The organism is Bradyrhizobium sp. LLZ17 (genome assembly GCF_041200145.1).
GTDB lineage: Bacteria > Pseudomonadota > Alphaproteobacteria > Rhizobiales > Xanthobacteraceae > Bradyrhizobium.
The window spans coordinates 6,622,772-6,639,404 of the sequence record NZ_CP165734.1; the positions used below are offsets into that span (position 1 = coordinate 6,622,772).

The 16,633-nt window shown below is 64.5% G+C and carries 13 protein-coding genes and 2 pseudogenes; 8 read left to right on the plus strand and 7 right to left on the minus strand.

All coding sequences use genetic code 11. The features are described from left to right. Positions 1 to 15: 15 nt before the first annotated feature. The 5 genes and pseudogenes from AB8Z38_RS31805 to AB8Z38_RS31825 all read right to left on the minus strand — a co-directional run bounded on the left by AB8Z38_RS31805 (position 16) and on the right by AB8Z38_RS31825 (position 5,862). A complete protein-coding gene (locus AB8Z38_RS31805; protein WP_369721546.1) occupies positions 16 to 1,527 on the minus strand; it encodes a helicase HerA domain-containing protein in 1,512 nt (503 codons plus the stop codon). Positions 1,528 to 1,713: 186 nt separating this feature from the next. Then, positions 1,714 to 2,778 carry a ketopantoate reductase family protein gene (locus AB8Z38_RS31810; protein ID WP_369721547.1) on the minus strand — a complete coding sequence of 355 codons (1,065 nt, stop codon included), beginning with the start codon at positions 2,776 to 2,778 and terminating at the stop codon, positions 1,714 to 1,716. Between the two features lie 161 nt (positions 2,779 to 2,939). After that, positions 2,940 to 3,797 carry an SDR family oxidoreductase gene (locus AB8Z38_RS31815; protein ID WP_369721548.1) on the minus strand — a complete coding sequence of 286 codons (858 nt, stop codon included), beginning with the start codon at positions 3,795 to 3,797 and terminating at the stop codon, positions 2,940 to 2,942. A gap of 92 nt (positions 3,798 to 3,889) precedes the next feature. Next, positions 3,890 to 4,303 carry a nuclear transport factor 2 family protein gene (locus AB8Z38_RS31820; protein WP_369721549.1) on the minus strand — a complete coding sequence of 138 codons (414 nt, stop codon included), beginning with the start codon at positions 4,301 to 4,303 and terminating at the stop codon, positions 3,890 to 3,892. A 90-nt stretch (positions 4,304 to 4,393) separates the two neighbouring features. Continuing rightward, positions 4,394 to 5,862, minus strand: a pseudogene (locus AB8Z38_RS31825) (mannitol dehydrogenase family protein). 139 nt (positions 5,863 to 6,001) lie between these two features. On the opposite strand from AB8Z38_RS31825, the gene AB8Z38_RS31830 reads away from it, so the two are divergent. From AB8Z38_RS31830 to uxuA, 6 genes are all read left to right on the plus strand, one after another. Continuing rightward, positions 6,002 to 6,814 carry a FadR/GntR family transcriptional regulator gene (locus tag AB8Z38_RS31830; RefSeq protein ID WP_369721550.1) on the plus strand — a complete coding sequence of 271 codons (813 nt, stop codon included), beginning with the start codon at positions 6,002 to 6,004 and terminating at the stop codon, positions 6,812 to 6,814. 79 nt (positions 6,815 to 6,893) lie between these two features. Beyond that, complete coding sequence (locus AB8Z38_RS31835; RefSeq protein ID WP_369726656.1) at positions 6,894 to 7,859, plus strand: sialic acid TRAP transporter substrate-binding protein SiaP; 966 nt, start codon at positions 6,894 to 6,896, stop codon at positions 7,857 to 7,859. A gap of 109 nt (positions 7,860 to 7,968) precedes the next feature. Further along, on the plus strand, positions 7,969 to 8,547 hold the full coding sequence (locus AB8Z38_RS31840) for a TRAP transporter small permease (RefSeq protein WP_369721551.1): 579 nt from the start codon (positions 7,969 to 7,971) through the stop codon (positions 8,545 to 8,547). 4 nt (positions 8,548 to 8,551) lie between these two features. Then, positions 8,552 to 9,958, plus strand: a complete 1,407-nt coding sequence (locus AB8Z38_RS31845) for a TRAP transporter large permease (RefSeq protein WP_369721552.1) — start codon at positions 8,552 to 8,554, stop codon at positions 9,956 to 9,958. Beyond that, a complete protein-coding gene (locus AB8Z38_RS31850) occupies positions 9,955 to 11,004 on the plus strand; it encodes an L-idonate 5-dehydrogenase (protein WP_369721553.1) in 1,050 nt (349 codons plus the stop codon). The genes AB8Z38_RS31845 and AB8Z38_RS31850 overlap by 4 nt, the downstream gene beginning before the upstream one ends. Before the next feature lie 115 nt (positions 11,005 to 11,119). Then, the gene (uxuA, locus tag AB8Z38_RS31855; protein ID WP_369721554.1) at positions 11,120 to 12,307 is read left to right on the plus strand and encodes a mannonate dehydratase; all 1,188 of its coding nucleotides are present in this window, start codon (positions 11,120 to 11,122) and stop codon (positions 12,305 to 12,307) included. On the opposite strand, the pseudogene AB8Z38_RS31860 reads toward uxuA, so the two are convergent. After that, positions 12,301 to 13,240, minus strand: a pseudogene (locus tag AB8Z38_RS31860) (LysR family transcriptional regulator). The gene uxuA and the pseudogene AB8Z38_RS31860 overlap by 7 nt on opposite strands. 247 nt (positions 13,241 to 13,487) lie before the next feature. Here AB8Z38_RS31860 and AB8Z38_RS31865 point away from each other — a divergent pair. After that, a complete protein-coding gene (locus AB8Z38_RS31865) occupies positions 13,488 to 14,204 on the plus strand; it encodes an HAD family hydrolase (protein ID WP_369721555.1) in 717 nt (238 codons plus the stop codon). A gap of 208 nt (positions 14,205 to 14,412) precedes the next feature. Here AB8Z38_RS31865 and AB8Z38_RS31870 read toward each other — a convergent pair whose 3' ends face one another. Further along, positions 14,413 to 15,060, minus strand: coding sequence for a TetR/AcrR family transcriptional regulator (locus tag AB8Z38_RS31870; protein ID WP_369721556.1), 648 nt, complete (start codon positions 15,058 to 15,060; stop codon positions 14,413 to 14,415). Between the two features lie 212 nt (positions 15,061 to 15,272). Between AB8Z38_RS31870 and AB8Z38_RS31875 the strand changes: the two genes are divergently transcribed. After that, positions 15,273 to 16,613, plus strand: coding sequence for an MFS transporter (locus AB8Z38_RS31875; RefSeq protein ID WP_369721557.1), 1,341 nt, complete (start codon positions 15,273 to 15,275; stop codon positions 16,611 to 16,613). Positions 16,614 to 16,633: the final 20 nt, after the last annotated feature.

Sequence of the window (16,633 nt, forward strand, 5' to 3'; positions counted from 1 at the left end):
GATCGATGCCTCGCTTCAGGCAGAAGCGGCGCTCGGAGCCGGCTCTACCGGGAGATCATCGGCATTGGGATCACCGGGTGCCGTTGCCCAGGCCAACTCCACCAGCGTCACGAACCTGCGGCCGCCGCCGTCGAGCTGGCAGACGATCAGGCCCTGTTCTTCCATGTAGCTGAGCAGGCGCTGCGCCCGGCGAAGTGAATGCGAACCGTAAGCGCGCGCGATGGCGGCATCGCCGGGGCACGGCCAGCCTTCTTTGGCGGCGCGCGCGATCATCATGAACACGCCCTGCATGTCGTCGGGCAGGATCGAGGCGCGCAGCGACACCTCCTGCCAGGCGTCATCCCCGGCGAGCTCGGCACCGAGACCGGCACGCGCATGCGTGATCATGCGGCGAAATTCGTTGAGGTCAGGCACGGCCGCGCCAAGGCCCTCGATGCGGCAGCGAACCACGAATTCCTGATAGAGCACACCGATGGCGCGGAAGCCGGCATCGGGTTCGGCCAGCACCGCGCGCAAGGTCCGGTCGACGCGCTCGCGCCGCTCTGCCAACGCTTCGGCGCTGACTGGCAGCTCGATCGGTTCAGGACGGGCTTCCGGCGCGGCGGCTTTCGCGGCGCGGAGTTGCTCGAGCAGGTCCGGTGCCGGCAGGCGCTGCGGCCGGCTGGCATCCGGCGGCGGCGCGGCCAGGATCACCGCGCGCGCGTCCTCCAGCATCGCCTCCGGCAGCGGCATCAGTCGCGGCGTGGCATTCCGCGGCTTGGTATCCGTCGCGCCGATATGCAGGCGCAGCGGACGGCGCGACAGCGCCGGGCCGAGCGCCATGAATTGTCCGCGCTCGAGATCGCGAAATGTCTCCGCCTGGCGCCGCTCCATGCCGAGCAGATCGGCGGCGCGCGCCATATCGATGTCGAGGAAGGTCCGGCCCATCAGGAAGTTTGAGGCTTCCGCCGCGACGTTCTTGGCGAGTTTTGCCAGCCGCTGGGTCGCGATAATGCCGGCAAGCCCGCGCTTGCGGCCGCGGCACATCAGATTGGTCATGGCGCCGAGCGAGAGTTTTCGCGCCTCGTCCGACACCTCGCCGGCAACCGCCGGCGCAAAGAGCTGCGCCTCGTCGACGACGACCAGCATCGGGTACCAATGGTCGCGTGCCACGTCGAAGAGACCGCCGAGGAAAGCCGCCGCGCGCCGCATCTGATTCTCGGCGTCCAGCCCTTCGAGATTGAGCACGGTGGAAACGCGATGCAGCCGCGCGCGCTCGCCCGCGACCTGAAGGCCGCGCTCGGTATGATCCTCGGCCTCGATCACGAGATGGCCGAAATGCTCGGCCAGCGTGACGAAATCGCCTTCGGGGTCGATGATGGCCTGCTGCACCCAGGGCGCGCTCTGTTCCAGCAGCCGCCGCAGCAGATGCGATTTGCCGGAGCCCGAATTGCCCTGCACCAGGAGGCGGGTTGCGAGCAGTTCCTCGAGATCCATGGCCGCCGCGGCGCCCGCAAGGGTCTGCCCCATCTCGATCGCAACCGTCATGACCCGACTCAAACCCCGTCCTTCGCGGACAGGGGCTTACCAATCAGATCGGGATGCGTCGAGCGAAACGGGACGAATCATGACCTGTTGCCCACGGCGGAGTTCAGGCAGGATGCGACAGCCCTCGAATTCCTGCCTGATCCGCTCGATCTCGGCGACGTGCATCGGTCTCACGCACAGTTCCTTTTACTGCGCGCCCGATCCGCCCAGCACGATCTTTTCATTCAGCTTCTGGTCCACAGTCTCGACCGTGCGGTCGATCTCGCCGTTCGGCACGCCGAGCTGATGCGAGATCAGCTTGACCAGCAGGTCGACGCGCTCGATGAAGGGCGCACCGCTGGCGACCGCGCGCGCAGCCGATGACGGCTTGAGCAGGCTTTCGGCGGCCTTGGCATATTTCGCGAAAGGCACCTGGTCCTGCGGATCGGCGCCGAGCTTGCGGGCGATGGCGTCGACATGGTCGTAGATCGTCTGCGAGCGCGCGAGATCGCCATGCACGGCGTCGCGGATCGACTGCGGCTCGTGCGGCGTGATGCAGCGGTAATTGCCGGTCAGGAGCATCGACCATTTCGCCAGCGGCACGAACAGCGACGAGAACACTTTCAGCTTCACCGGCACGTCGTGGCCGTCCAGCGTCACCGCGTCGATGTCGGCCTCGAGCTCGCGCAACACCTTGTTGTGCTTGTCGTCGGCGAAGACCGAGGCCTTGAAATTCGTGGGCAGGCCGACATGAAGCACGTTGGCTGCTTCTTCCGGCGGACGGAAGGCCTGCGGGTCGGGCGAGCACAGCGTCACCAGGCCCGGCTCGAAGCGTTCCCACACCTGTGCATTGGTGTAGGCCTCCTCCAGATCCATGTCCGCCAGCGCCGGGATACGCTTGAGGTAAGGCAGCGGTGGCATGTTCATGATGGACAGGCAGGGCAGCTTCGCCGCGGCGATCCTGACCATGAGAACGCGGACCGTATGGTTGGTGTATTGCGGCTCCTGCATGGCAAGGCCGACCATGTCGTAGCGGGACAGATCGACCTCGGCCGGCGTCACCGCGTCCAGCTTGCCAGACAGGTCGCGCGAGAAGATCGCCCGGTGCACTGCTTCGTCACGCAGCTTGATGCGCACCTCGGTACCGTCGCGGTTGATCAGCTCCGCGGTCTTGGCGCGGCAGACCAGGGTGACGTTGTGCCCGGCCATCAACAGCTTGGTGCCCAGCAGCGAGCCGTAGGAAGCCCCGAGGATCAGGATATTGCGTGCCATGCTCTTCCTTCCGAGAAATCGCGTCGTATTTGGCCCGCGCCGCAGCCCCGGGGCCGATTTGCGCGGCATCTAAAGCGAAGTGCGACGTGCTGGCAACTGGGATAATGCATACAAGGGCACCGGTATTCCGTGGCACGGACGGCGCGAAGCTCAATCCGGGATCACCGCGCTCCGCCTTCGCCCGCGTCCCACAACGCATCCAGGCCCTGGCGATAGTCCGGGAAGGCGAGCGTCACACCGAGCTCGCGCTTCGCCTTTGCGTTGGAGACCCGCGCATTGCCGCCATAGAAGCTCCGCGCCATCGCCGACATTTCGGCCGAGGCGAATGCTTCCTCGGCCGGGGCGGCAACGCCCATCAGCTTCGCCGCATAAGCGATCACATCCTGCGGCGGCGCGGGCTCGTCGTCGCAGATGTTCCATATGCCGCCGCCCTGATGGCGAACCGCGGCCATGATCGCGCTTGCGATGTCGGCGACGTGGATGCGGTTGAAGACCTGCCCCGGCTTGACGATACGGCGGGCCGAGCCCGCGCGTAGCGCCGCGAGAGCATTGCGGCCGGGGCCGTAGATGCCCGCAAGCCGCAGGATCGCGACGTCGCCGCCCGTTAGCTCGACCCAGGCCTGCTCTGCAGCGAGCCGGCTGCGCGTCCGTTCGAGAATGGCCTGCGGCGGCGTGGTCTCGTCGACCCATGCACCACCGTGATCGCCATACACGCCGATGGTGGACAAATAGATGATCTTTTGGCTGCGCTTCGCAGCCAGCGCGTCGGCGAATGCGCTAATCGCGGGATCGCTGTGGTTTCCAGGCGGGATCGACACCAGAAGGACGTCGGCCTTACGAACCTGCTCGACCGTCTCGCCATCAGGGTCGCTCCCGTGAAACGCGTGCGTCTCGACGCCGGCGATCGTGTTTCGGGTCGTGGAATTGCGCACCGTACCGGCGATATGCGCAAAGGCGCCGCCGAATCTGGAGACGAAATGCCGGGCGCTATAGCCAAGGCCGAGGATGAAGAGCCGCATTCGTCTTCCGTGCTGGTCGAAGTTCAGGCGCTCCCGCGCACTCACAAGAGATTTCTGTCGGAGCTGGGACGTCTCGCTGAGCGTGCGCCGCTTTAGTGAAACCGCCGGCTCGGGCCGGGCGGGTCCTCGTGGGTTTGCTCGACGATCTGCGCGATCGGGCTCGACTGGTGATGAACGAGGCGCCAGCCGTCGCCGACGCGCCTAAAATGGTTGGCGGCGGCAAGCGCCGTCCCGTCGACGATCTCGATGCAGAGCACGCGCGCACTGTCGCCGTCGACGATCACCTGCGGCTCGGCACAGACGATCTGCGGCCGCTCCGGATTTTGCAGGATGTCGCGCCAGCTTCCGATCACGGTGGCGCGCCCGATGATGGCCGGCCAGCCGGGATGGATGCAGGAAATCGCGTCGTCATCCGCCCACATCCGTTCCATGCCGGCAAAGTCGCCGGTTGAGAAGGCGGTGTAGAAGGCCGCATTGGCGGCGATGACCTTGCTGTCCTTTGCCATGGCTCTCGGGTGGGGCAATGACAGGCAAAAATCAAGCGCGACTTCCGTCGAAATTGCCCGCCGTGCAACATTCTGCCGCCCGGTTTGTGGTCACGCCCAGACGAGCCTCTCCACAGCCTGCCGCGCGCCCTTTGCATAGAGTTGGGCGAGCGCCGCGGTCGCGGCCTCGCGCAGGCGCGGCTCAGCACCCAGCGGTCCGAACACCTTCTCGATTCCGAGCAGTGCGGGCGCGAGCCGTTCAGCGACGGGGCCGGCCTGCCGCGCCAGCGCTGCGAGCTCGCCGGCGAGGGGGTCGCGAACGTCGATGGCGCGGCCTTGCTCGTCGATTGCAGTGACGTAGCGCATCCAGCCGGCCACCGCGAGCGCATGCGTCGTGATCGGCAGGCCCTTGCCTAGGCGATCCTGCATCGCGCCGAGCAGGCGCTGCGGCAGTTTTTGCGAGCCGTCCATCGCGATCTGCCAGGTGCGGTGATGCAGTGCCGGATTGGAAAAGCGCTTGAGCAGCGAGGCGCGATAGGCCGCAAGGTCCGTGCCGGCCGGCATTGTCAGCGTCACCGCCGCCTCTTCCATCACCTGCGCGGCAAGACGCGCGAAATGCGGATCTGTCATGGTGTCGGCAATGGTCTCGTAACCGGCGAGATAGCCGAGATAGGCCAGCGCCGAATGACTGGCGTTGAGCAGCCGCAGCTTCATCAGCTCGAACGGCTTGACGTCAGCGACGAGCTCGACGCCCGCGGCAGCGAGATCGGGCCGTCCGGCGGCAAAGCGATCCTCGACCACCCATTGCGTGAACGGCTCGGTCGTCACGGGCCACGCATCGCGCAGGCCGAGCGCTGAGGCAATGGCGTCGCGATCGGCATCGGTCGTCTCCGGCACGATGCGGTCGACCATCGTGCAAGGGAAAGCGGTTGTATCCGCGATCCATTTGCCGAGATCCTTCGAGCGCAGCGCCGCGAACTGCGTCACGATCCGCTGCACGGTGTGACCGTTGGCGGCGAGATTGTCGCAGCAGAGCACGGTTAAGGGGGAAGGCCCTGCGCCCGCCGCCGCGCCAGCGCAGCAACGATGAAACCGGGCGCCGAGCGCGGTACGTCAAGATTGCTCAAATCGTGCACGACATCCGGATGCCGCTCGTCAAGGTCGCCGGTCTGCGGCGTGTGGCAATAGCCTTTTTCGGTGACGGTGAGCGAGACGATGCGGATCGCGGGATCCGCCATCCTATCGACCAGTCCTGCCGGATTTTCGCGCGCGACCACGCTGTCGAGCAGCGCGCCGATGACGCGATGCTCGGTGCCTTCGGCCGCGCGAACGGCGACGGTGTAGAGATGGTCCTGCGGCGCGAGGGCGTCGCGCGTCTCCCGACTGCGCAGGCTTGCACCGACGACGCCCCAGGCAGTCGCACCGGCCGCAAGGCAATCGTCGATGACGACGGCCTGATGGGCACGATGAAAGGCGCCGAGTCCAAGATGCACGAGGCCGGGCGTGACGCGTGAACGGTCATAGGCCGGACGGCGGATGGCCGGCGGCAGCCGGTCGAGATTGGCGCGGCCAAGCCGCATGGTTGTCTCTCCCTTCGTTTGGCCGCTGCTTGACATGGCACCCGCGCTCGGTCAATGCTTCGGCCAATTGGTAAGGCCAATTATCCAGAATTGGCGGGCGACCGGGATAAACCGGAGCGGCCGTTTCAGGGAGGCCCGGGTGCCGCTGGAAGCTGTGGAGGCGAGACGGCTCTATCGCCAAATCGCCGATCAATTGCGAGGGCTGATCGACAGCGGCGAGTACGCGGTCGGCAGCCGTCTGCCGACCGAGCGCGATCTCGCCGACCAGCTCAAGGTCTCGCGGCCGACGGTGCGCGAAGCCCTGATCGCGCTCGAAGTCGAGGGACGCGTCCGCATCCGCGTTGGTTCCGGCATCTATGTGATCGAACCCGCGGGCGCTGCGCTGGTGCCGGCAGCGGCCGTCATCGAAGGCCCGTTCGAGCTGTTGCGCGCCCGCGAATTCCTCGAAGGCGCGATCGCCGAGCAGGCCGCGCGCGTGGCGACGAAGGACGACGTTGCGCGTATCGATGCCGCCCTCGTCGCCATGGAAAATGTCGAGCATCCCGGCGAAGCCTCGATGGTCCATGATCGCGCGTTCCATGTTGCGATCGCCGGATGTCTCGGCAATGCCGTGCTGGTGCGGGTGGTCGGCGAGTTGTTCGACCAGCGCCTCAATCCTTATTTCGCACAGCTTGCACATTACTTCGAAAACCCCGGCACGTGGCGCACCGCACTCCACGAGCATCGTGCGGTGCGGAACGCAATTTCGGCGCGCCAACCCAAGGCGGCCCGCGACGCCATGCGCGATCATCTCGCACATTCGCAGGAGCGCTTCGCGCAGAACTTTGGTGCCGAAAACGCGGCAGCATCATCCTTAGTGCGGAAGCGACCAGCCCGGTCCCCGGCAAAACGATCAGGGCAAAAAGGACCGCGGAAGAAACAGGCCAAGAGCGGGGCCATGCGGCGACGATGACATTGGGCGGCCCGCAACGCTTGGGGCGGGCGACTAAGAAGCAGACTTAGAAAATGGAGGATAACAAGTGTTGAAGAAAATGACGATTGCCGCGGCCGTGTCCGCTGCCGCGCTGTTGGCGGCGACCAATGCCAGCATGGCGCAAACCAAGCTGAAATGGGCGCATGTTTATGAGACCTCGGAGCCGTTCCACACCGCCTCGGTCTGGGCCGCGCAGGAGATCGGCAAGCGCACCAACGGGCGCTATCAGATCGACGTCTATCCCGCGTCCCAGCTCGGCAAGGAAGCCGACATCAACCAGGGCCTCTCACTGGGCTCGGTCGACATCATCATTTCCGGCTCGAGCTTTGCGGCAAAGAGCTTCCCGCCGATCGGCGTGACCTATTATCCCTACACCTTCCGCGACGCCGATCATCTGCTCGCTTACACCAAGAGCGACATTTTCAAGGAGCTCGCCAAGGGCTACGAGGACAAGAGTGGCCACCATATCATCGCAGTGACCTATTACGGCGTGCGCCAGACCTCGTCGAACAAGCCGATCAAGACCTGCGCCGATTTGAAGGGCCTCAAGATGCGCGTGCCTGATGTGCCGGCGTATCTCGCCATGCCGCGCGCCTGCGGCGCCAATACCGCGCCGATCGCATTCGCTGAAGTCTATCTCGCGCTCCAGAACGGTACGGTCGAGGCGCAGGAGAATCCGCTGACCACGATCGAGGCCAAGAAGTTCTACGAGGTGCAGAAGCAGATCGTGCTGACCGGCCACATCGTCGACCACCTCAACACGGTGGTGGCAGGCGCGCTGTGGAAGAAGCTCAGCGACGAGGACAAGAAGATCTTCACCGATGTCGCGCAGGAAGCTGCCGCCAAGGCGACCGAGGAGATCAAGCAGAACGAGGCCAAGCTGGTCGCCTTCTTCAAGGACAAGGGTCTGACGGTGACCGAGGTCGACAAGAACGAGTTCCGCGACACCGTGCTGAAGAACGTCGCGTTCGAGACCTTCGGCTACCGCAAGGCCGACTGGGACCGGATTCAGGCGGTGAAATGACCGAAGGTCATTCCGGGGCTCGCGAAGCGAGAACCCGGAATCTCGAGGTTCCGGGTCTGGTGCTACGCGCCATCCCGGAACGACGTAAATGAGTTCGAGGAGCAACCCCATGTCCACCGCCGAATTGCACCGGCAGATCACCGCGGACGAGATCGCCCATACCTTCGAGGAGGAGGCCACGCCGAAGGTCGATCTCGGCGTTTACGCTTTCGAGGATTGGGTGGCGCTGGCGATATTCTGGGTGATGGCGCTTGCCGTCTTCCTCCAGTTCTTCACCCGCTATGTCCTCAACGACAGCTACGCCTGGACCGAGGAGATCGCGACCTACTGCCTGATCGGCGTGGTCTTCATCGGCGCGTCAATGTGTGTCCGGCTGTCGCGGCACATCCAGGTCGACTTGATCTACCGCTACCTGCCGCATCTGGTGGCGCGCACGTTGTCCACGATGATCGACCTGATCCGGATCGCCTTCTTCGGCTACGCCGTCAAGCTGGTCTGGGTCTACATCCAGATTATCGGCGACGAGACGATGACCACGATCAATTTTCCCAAGAACTACGTCTATTACGCCGTGCTGCTCGGCTTCGTGCTGATGTTCGTGCGCTCGGTGCAGGTGGCGTTGCAACATCTGCGGCAGGGTTATTCGATCCTCGAATGTCCCGGCGCCTGCGACGGTTTTGAAGGGTAAGGTCATGCTGTTGTTGCTTGGAGGCTTTCTCGTCCTGATGCTGCTCGGGGTTCCCGTGGCGATTGCCATGGCGTCCTCGTCGCTGCTCTACATCCTGGTCAGCGGCGTGACGCCCGACGTGACGCTGGCGCAGCGGATGATCGCCGGTGTCGAGAGCTTTCCGCTGCTCGCCGTGCCGTTCTTCATCCTCGCCGGCAATCTCATGAACATCGCCGGTGTGACGGGCCGTATCTACAAATTCGCGGTCGCGCTGGTTGGCTGGATGCGCGGTGGCCTCGGCCACGTCAACATCATCGGCTCGGTGGTCTTCTCTGGCATGTCCGGTACCGCGATCGCGGATGCCGCCGGTCTGGGCACCATCGAGATCAAGGCGATGAGGGACCACGGCTACACCACCGAGTTCTCGGTTGGCGTCACTGCGGCTTCCGCGACCCTTGGCCCGATCATCCCGCCGTCGCTGCCTTTCGTGATCTACGGCATGATGGCGAACGTCTCGATCGGCGCGCTGTTCCTCGGCGGCGTTGTTCCGGGCGTCGTTCTGACCCTGCTGATGATGGCCACCGTCACCTACTTCGCGCACAGGAACAAATGGGGCAGCGACACGCCGTTCTCGTGGCCACAGCTCGGCACTGCCGGCCTCGAGATCGTCGTCGTGCTCGCTTTCCCGCTCGCGATCTGGCTGATGACGCTGGCCGGCATGTCGACCAACATGGCGGTTGCCATCGGTCTCTGCGCGCTGCTCGCGATCGACTGGTACTTCGATTTTTCCGCGGTGATGGCGCTGATGGCGCCGGTGATCCTCATCGGCGGCATGACTCTCGGCTGGTTCACGCCGACGGAGGCCGCGGTCGCCGCCGTGATCTGGTCGCTGTTCCTGGGCCTTGTGCGCTATCGCACCATGACGCTGAAGACGGTGGCGAAAGCGACCTTCGACACCATTGAGACCACGGCCTCGGTGCTGTTCATCGTCACCGCCGCCTCGATCTTCGCCTGGCTGCTCACGGTATCGCAGGCAGCGCAGTTGCTTTCGGATTGGATGCTCAGCATCACCCATAACAAATGGGTGTTCCTGGCGCTCGCCAACATCCTGATCCTGTTCGTCGGCTGCTTCATCGACACCACGGCGGCGATCACGATCCTGGTGCCGATCCTGCTGCCGATCGTGCTCAAGCTCGGAATTGATCCGATCCATTTCGGCCTGATCATGACGCTGAACCTGATGATCGGCCTGTTGCATCCGCCGCTTGGCATGGTGCTGTTCGTGCTCGCCCGGGTGGCAAAGCTCTCGGTCGAGCGCACGACGATCGCAATCCTGCCCTGGCTGGTGCCTCTGATGCTCGCGCTGCTCGCGATCACCTACATTCCCGAATTGACCCTCTGGCTGCCAAAACACATGGGACTTTCCAAATGACCTCCACAACTCTCGCCGCAACCCTGTTCGGCCCCGAAGATCTGCGCATGGTCGAGCATCCGCTGGACAAGCTGGCACCCGGCATGGTGCGCATCCGCTTCGGTGCCGGTGGCATCTGCGGCTCGGACATGCACTATTTTCGCCATGCCCGCACCGGCGATTTCGTGGTGAAATCGCCACTGGTGTTGGGGCACGAGATCTCGGGTGAGGTCGTGGAGATCGCAGGCTCCGCCGCCAATTTGAAGATCGGTGACCGCGTCGCGGTCAATCCGTCGCGCTGGTGCGGCCATTGCGTTGCCTGCCGCGAGGGCCGGCCCAATCTCTGCGAGAACATCTACTTCATGGGCTCGGCCTCGAAGACGCCGCACATGCAGGGCGGCTTTGCCAATTATTTCGACGCGATCCCCGCGCAATGCGTGAAGATTCCGGAGCACGTCTCATACCAGGCCGCGGCGCTCGCTGAACCGCTCGCGGTCTGCCTGCACGCCGTCGCGCGGGCCGGCAAGATCGAAGGCAAGCGCGGTATCATCTTCGGCGCCGGGCCGATCGGGCTTCTGACCATGCTCGCCGCGCGCCGCGCCGGCATGACCGACATCACGGTGGCCGACATCGCGCCGGCGCCGCTCGCCTTCGCAACCCAACTTGGCGCCTCTCACGTCGAGAACGTCGCGAATGGCGAAGAGGGCCTGAAGGCGCAGGCCGCTTCGCGTTCCTATGATGTCGCGTGGGAGGTCTCGGGCACGGCCGCGGGCCTCGCCAGTGCCATCGGTATTGTCAGGCGCGGCGGCATTGTCGTGCAGATCGGTAACTTGCCGGGCGGCCAGATTGCGGTGCCCGCCAATGCGGTGATGGCCAAGGAGATCGACCTGCGCGGCTCGTTCCGCTTCGGGCTCGAGTTCATGACGGCAGTGGAACTGATCTCAGCCGGCAGCGTCGACGTATTGTCGCTGGTGACCGCCGAGCGGCCGTTGTCGACAGCGCCCGATGCGCTGCGGCTGGCGCTCGACCGCTCGCAGAGTGTCAAGGTCGTGCTGACGGCGAACTGATCCTCGAGTCCCGTTCCGATGAATCGGAACGGGACTCGCGATTTTTGCTTTGACGCGTTTTATTACGCGAACCGGTATCCACTTCGCTCGAAAACGCTCCAGGAGAACGCGCATTATGCTAGAGGGATGGCGCTGGTATGGGCCGGATGATCCGGTGTCCTTGGATGACGTCAGGCAGGCCGGCGCAACGGATATCGTCTCGGCGCTGCATCAGGTGCCGATCGGCGAAGCCTGGACACGCAAGGCCGTTGAAGAACGCAAGAACTTCATCGAGAACGGTCCCCCCGGCCGCTCGCGGCTGACCTGGTCGGTGGTGGAATCGATTCCGATCCCCGACGACGTCAAGCGATTGGGGCGTAAAGCGACGCAGTCGATCGACGCCTGGATCGCAAGCCTGGAGGCGGTGGCCGCTTCCGGCATCAAGATCATCTGCTACAATTTCATGCCGGTGGTCGACTGGTGCCGCACCGATCTCGAATGGGAATTGCCGAACGGCGCTCGCGCCATGCGCTTCGACCAGGACCGCTTCGCCGCCTTCGAACTGCACATCCTGAAGCGCCCGGCCGCAATGCAGGAATATTCGACCGAACAGCAGGCGCGTGCCAAAAAGCTGTTCGAGCAGATGAGCCAGGCCGATATCGACTACCTCATCATGGCCATCGCCAGCGCGCTGCCGGGATCGACCACCGAACCGATGACCATTCCTCAATTCCGGGACCGGCTGGAGCAGTATCGCGACATCACGCCAACGATCCTGCGGAAGCATCTCGCCGAATTCCTCGGCCGTGTCGCGCCGGTCGCCGAGCAGCTTGGCGTGTCCTTGACGCTGCATCCGGACGATCCGCCGCGGTCGCTGTTTGGCCTGCCGCGTGTCGCCTCCACCGCCGACGACTATCAGGCGCTGTTCGACGCCGTGCCGTCAAAAGCCAACGGCATCTGCCTGTGCACAGGCTCGCTCGGAGTCCGCGCCAGCAACAATCTGCCTGAGATGGCCGAACGCTTCGGCCCGCGCATCGCGTTTGCGCATCTGCGCGCCACCAAGCGCGAGGTGGATGGCCTGTCCTTCTACGAGTCCGATCATCTCGATGGCGACGTCGACATGATCGCCGTGCTGAGGGCGCTGCTGAAAGAGAACGCGCGGCGCGCGCCCGACCGGCAGATCGTCTTCCGGCCCGATCACGGCCACCGCATGCTCGACGATCTTGCCGCGACCAAGCGCATCAATCCCGGCTACACCGCGATCGGCCGCCTGCGCGGTCTCGCCGAGCTGCGCGGCGCCATCCGCGCGATCGGGCATCAATAGCACGCGGCCATCGCGCCGAGTTTCGGATAGAGCCGGTCGATCGCCGCGATCTCGATTCTGCATCTGCGCGAGGATCCAGTCGCGGATCTCGGCGGCGATCGGCCGCATCGGCCGATTGCGCGGCGGCAGGAATTCGCAGATGCGCTGCGTGGTTGTGAGCGTCTCGGACGCCGGCACCAGCGCGCCGGTCAGCAGCCAGTGCGACGCCACCGTCAGCCAGCCGAGCGCGATGCCCTGGCCGAGTAGGGCGGCCTGCATCACGACGGCGTAATCTGTGAAGCTCAGCGCCTTGGCCGAGCCGCGGCGTTTCGTGAGAAACGACGGATAGTCCGCGGCCCAGTCGCCAGGCGCCTCGGCGAGACGAATGATAATGTTGCCCTCGGCTGGATCGGTCTCGCCGAGATAGGCAGGGCTGCACATTGGCAGCATGACTTCCTTCATGACCAGCGTGCCGCCGGACGACGGCTCTTCGCGGTCGCGGAAGCGCATGCCGAGATCGACATTCTCCACCGGTCCGCGCAGCGCGCCGGAGATCAGTTGGAAACGCAAATCGACTTGCGGAAACTGCCGCTGCAGCTTGTCGATACGCGGCATCAGCCAATGCGTGGTGAAGGCGGAGGAGACCGATAGTGTCACCGTCTCGGTGCCCTTGCGGCGCCGCTCGATCTCGAGGAGCCCGCTCTCGATGCTGCGGAAGCCGTCGAGCACGCGGCGATACAGGAGCTCGCCGTCCTCGGTCAGCACCGCGCGGCCTGCGGCGCGGTCGAACAGGCGCACGCCGAGATGCTCCTCGAGCTGTCCGAGCATCCGGCTCACCGCGGGCTGCGTGACGTTCAATTCGGCCGCCGCTGCCGTGAAGCTGCCGTTGCGCGCCGCCGCGTCGAAGACGAACAGGGCATTACTGGAGGGCAGCATTCGGCGTAGCTCGGGCATAACGCCATGTTATGAGCCAGGTGAGAATTTGGCAATTGCCGAGTTTTGCCAAGTCTGGTGTCATCCGCTCGACAGCTTAAACACAGGGTCTTCGGCAGAAGGCTGGCTGCAGTGCGCGCGGTGAAGCGTGAGTGCGCCAAAAGCTGTCTATTAAGGAAGCTTATGGCGTGCAGTGAGATATGCCAGCTCAAGCGATCCCCAGGCGGGCGACTAGCGTGCAGCCTTTCCAACCGAGAGAAGAACCAAAATGTCCTCCCCAGCCTCGTTCAGCAATTTCAAGGTTCTCACCTTCGACGTCGTCGGCACCTTGATCGATTTCGAGAGCGGTGTGCTCGCCGCGGTGCGGAAGATTTCCGGTCGGTCACCGGCCGAACTCGGCGACGACAAGATTTTCGAAGCCTACAAGCGCGGCCGCGACAAGCACCATGAGCGTTCGAGTGAGGTGATGTTCCACGTCTACCGTCATCTCGCCAAGGAGCTCGGGCTGCCTGCGGACGACGCGTCATGCGACGTGTTCCAGCTTTCGGTGTTGCGCTGGGGTCCCTTCCCGGATTCGATCGAGGCCCTGAAGCGCCTGCGCTCGAAATTCCGTCTGGTCGCGATGACCAATGCCGATCGTGTCGCGTTGTCCTGCTATGCGCACGCGCTCGGCGATCCCTTTGACGACACGGTGTGCGCCGACGAGACCGGCGTTGCAAAACCAAACCCGGAGTTCTTCGCCTACAACAAGGGCCGGCAGTCGGCGTTCGGCTACAAGCAGTCCGACATCCTGCATGTCGCGCAGAGCCAGCACCACGACATCGGGATCGCGCGCAAGCTCGGCTACAAGGTGTGCTGGATCGAACGGCGCCAGGGCATGGCCGGCTTCGGCGGTACGCCGGCCGTCGAGACGCTGACCAAGCCGGACTTCCATTTCGCGACCTTGAAGGCACTCGCTGATGCCGCAATCGGGCCGGCGGCGTAGCGCAAGCTCGCAATGACGATGTTGAGGTAGTTGCGCGCAAATGTCTCCCCGCTGTCGTCCCGGCGAAGGCCGGGACCCATAACCACAGGGAGGAATTTGGCGAAGAATCATCGTTCGGTACTAGGATCGATTTCCGCGGGATACACCTCGCGGTATGGGTCCTGGCCTTCGCCAGGACGACAGCGAGTGTTTGGTGCGCACCGCTTCCTCACACCTTCGTCAGCCACGCCAAGATCATCTCCACGATCTGCGTCCTGCTTCTCGCCAGCGCCCTGGGTTCGCTGAGGTCGCGGTCGAACAGGGCGCCGAAGGTGTGGCGGTTGGCGACACGGAAGAAGCAGTAGGAGGAGATGGCCAGATGCAGATCGATGGCGTCGACGTCGTCGCGGAAGGCGCCTTCGCTGCGGCCGCGTGTGAGGATGCCGTCGAGCGTCGCGATGACGCTGGCGTTGAGCTGGCGCAGCTGCAAATTCTGCTTCAGGTGCTTGCCGTGGTGGATATTCTCGATGCTGACGAGGCGGATGAAGTTGGGATTGCGCTCGTCATGGTCGAAGGTCGCCTCGATCAGCCGGCGCAGGCCCTCGCGCGCGTCGCAGCTGGCGATGTCGAGCTGCTCCTCGAGCGCGCGGATGCTGCGATAGGCCTCCTCCAGCACCGCAAGATAGAGCTGCTCCTTGCCGCCGAAATAATAATAGATCATCCGCTTCGAAGTGCGCGTCCGTGCCGCGATCGCGTCGACGCGGGCGCCGGAATAGCCTTCCGAGGCGAATTCGGCCATCGCCACTTCGAGGATGTCGCGCCGGGTGCGCTCGGGGTCGTTGGTGCGCTTCGATCGGGGCGGCATGCGCTTGAGCATCACAATTTCTCCCGCCGGTTTCTATGGATCACCCTGAAGGTGAAGGCAAATTTCGTTCAATCCGACGTCCTCCAAGCGCGGCTTGCATAAACGTACTAGTTCGTACATTATGGATGGAAACCAAGGTTGCGGCAACCAAAAGCAAAAAACTCGCGCACGGCCGGACGACCAGCAGCGAGCCGCCGCCGACATTGTACACGGGGAGGAATGTCATGAGCTCGACCTCAATCGCATCGCTGCACGCGCCGTCCACTGCGGAGGCTACACCTGGCATGCTGCCGAAGCGCGCGGCGCTCGTCAGCTTCGTCGGCAGCATGCTTGAATACTACGACTTCTTCATCTACGGCACCGCGGCCGCGCTGATCTTTCCAAAAGTGTTCTTTGCCAATGTCGATCCGTCGACAGGGACGCTGCTCGCGCTGCTCTCCTTCGGCATCGGCTACATCGCGCGTCCCGTCGGCGCCGTCATCCTCGGCCATTTCGGCGACCGCATCGGCCGCAAGACGGTGCTCCTGTTCACGCTGGTGGTGATGGGTTGCTCCACGCTTGCGATCGGGCTGCTGCCGGATGCCAAGACGATCGGCAACGCCGCGCCTGTCGTCCTGACCCTGCTGCGCCTGTTGCAGGGCCTCTCGGCCGCCGGCGAGCAGAGCGGGGCGAACTCGCTGACGCTGGAGCATTCCGCCAACTCCAACCGCGCCTTCTTCACGAGCTGGACCTTGAGCGGCACGCAGGCCGGCGCGATCCTGGCGACGCTGGTGTTCATTCCCATCGCCAGCATGCCGGAAGATCAATTGCTGAGCTGGGGCTGGCGCATTCCGTTCCTGCTCTCTGCTCTGGTGCTGCTGGTCGCCTATCTGGTGCGGCGGACGATGCCGGAAACGCCGGTGTTCGAAGACATCAAGGACAAGGCGCAGGTCGCGCGCTTCCCCGTCGTGATGCTGCTGCGCAACTACTGGCCGGACGTGCTGCGTGTGATCACCTGCGCGCTGATCGCAACCGTCAGCACCATGACCGCCGTGTTCACGCTCGGTTACGCCACCAGCAAGTTTGGCGTCGCGCGTCCGATCATGCTGTGGGCCGGCGTGCTCGGCAACGTCACGGCGCTGATCACCCAGCCCTTGTGGGCGCTGCTCGCCGACAAGATCGGCCGCAAGCCGGTGTTCATCGGCGGCGTGCTCGGCTGCGCCGTGCTGCTGTTCCCGTACTTCATGCTGATCACCTCGGGCAACACCATCGCGATCTTTGCCGCGGCGATGATCCTGTCCGGCGTCGTCTATGCCGCGCCGAACGCGATCTGGCCGTCGTTCTATGCCGAGATGTTCGAGGCGCGGGTGCGCTATTCCGGCACCGCGATCGGCACCCAGCTTGGCTTCCTCGCCGCCGGCTTCACGCCGCTGGTGAGCGCGAGCCTGGTCCGCGAGGGCCCCAATGGCTGGATCCCGGTTGCGATCTTCGTGGCCTGCTGCTGCGTCATCTCGGCCGCGGCCGCGGCAACCGCGCGCGAAACTCACAAGGTCGACATCGGCGATCTCGGCAAGCGGCGCGCTTGAGCGAAACACAGGACCGTTCG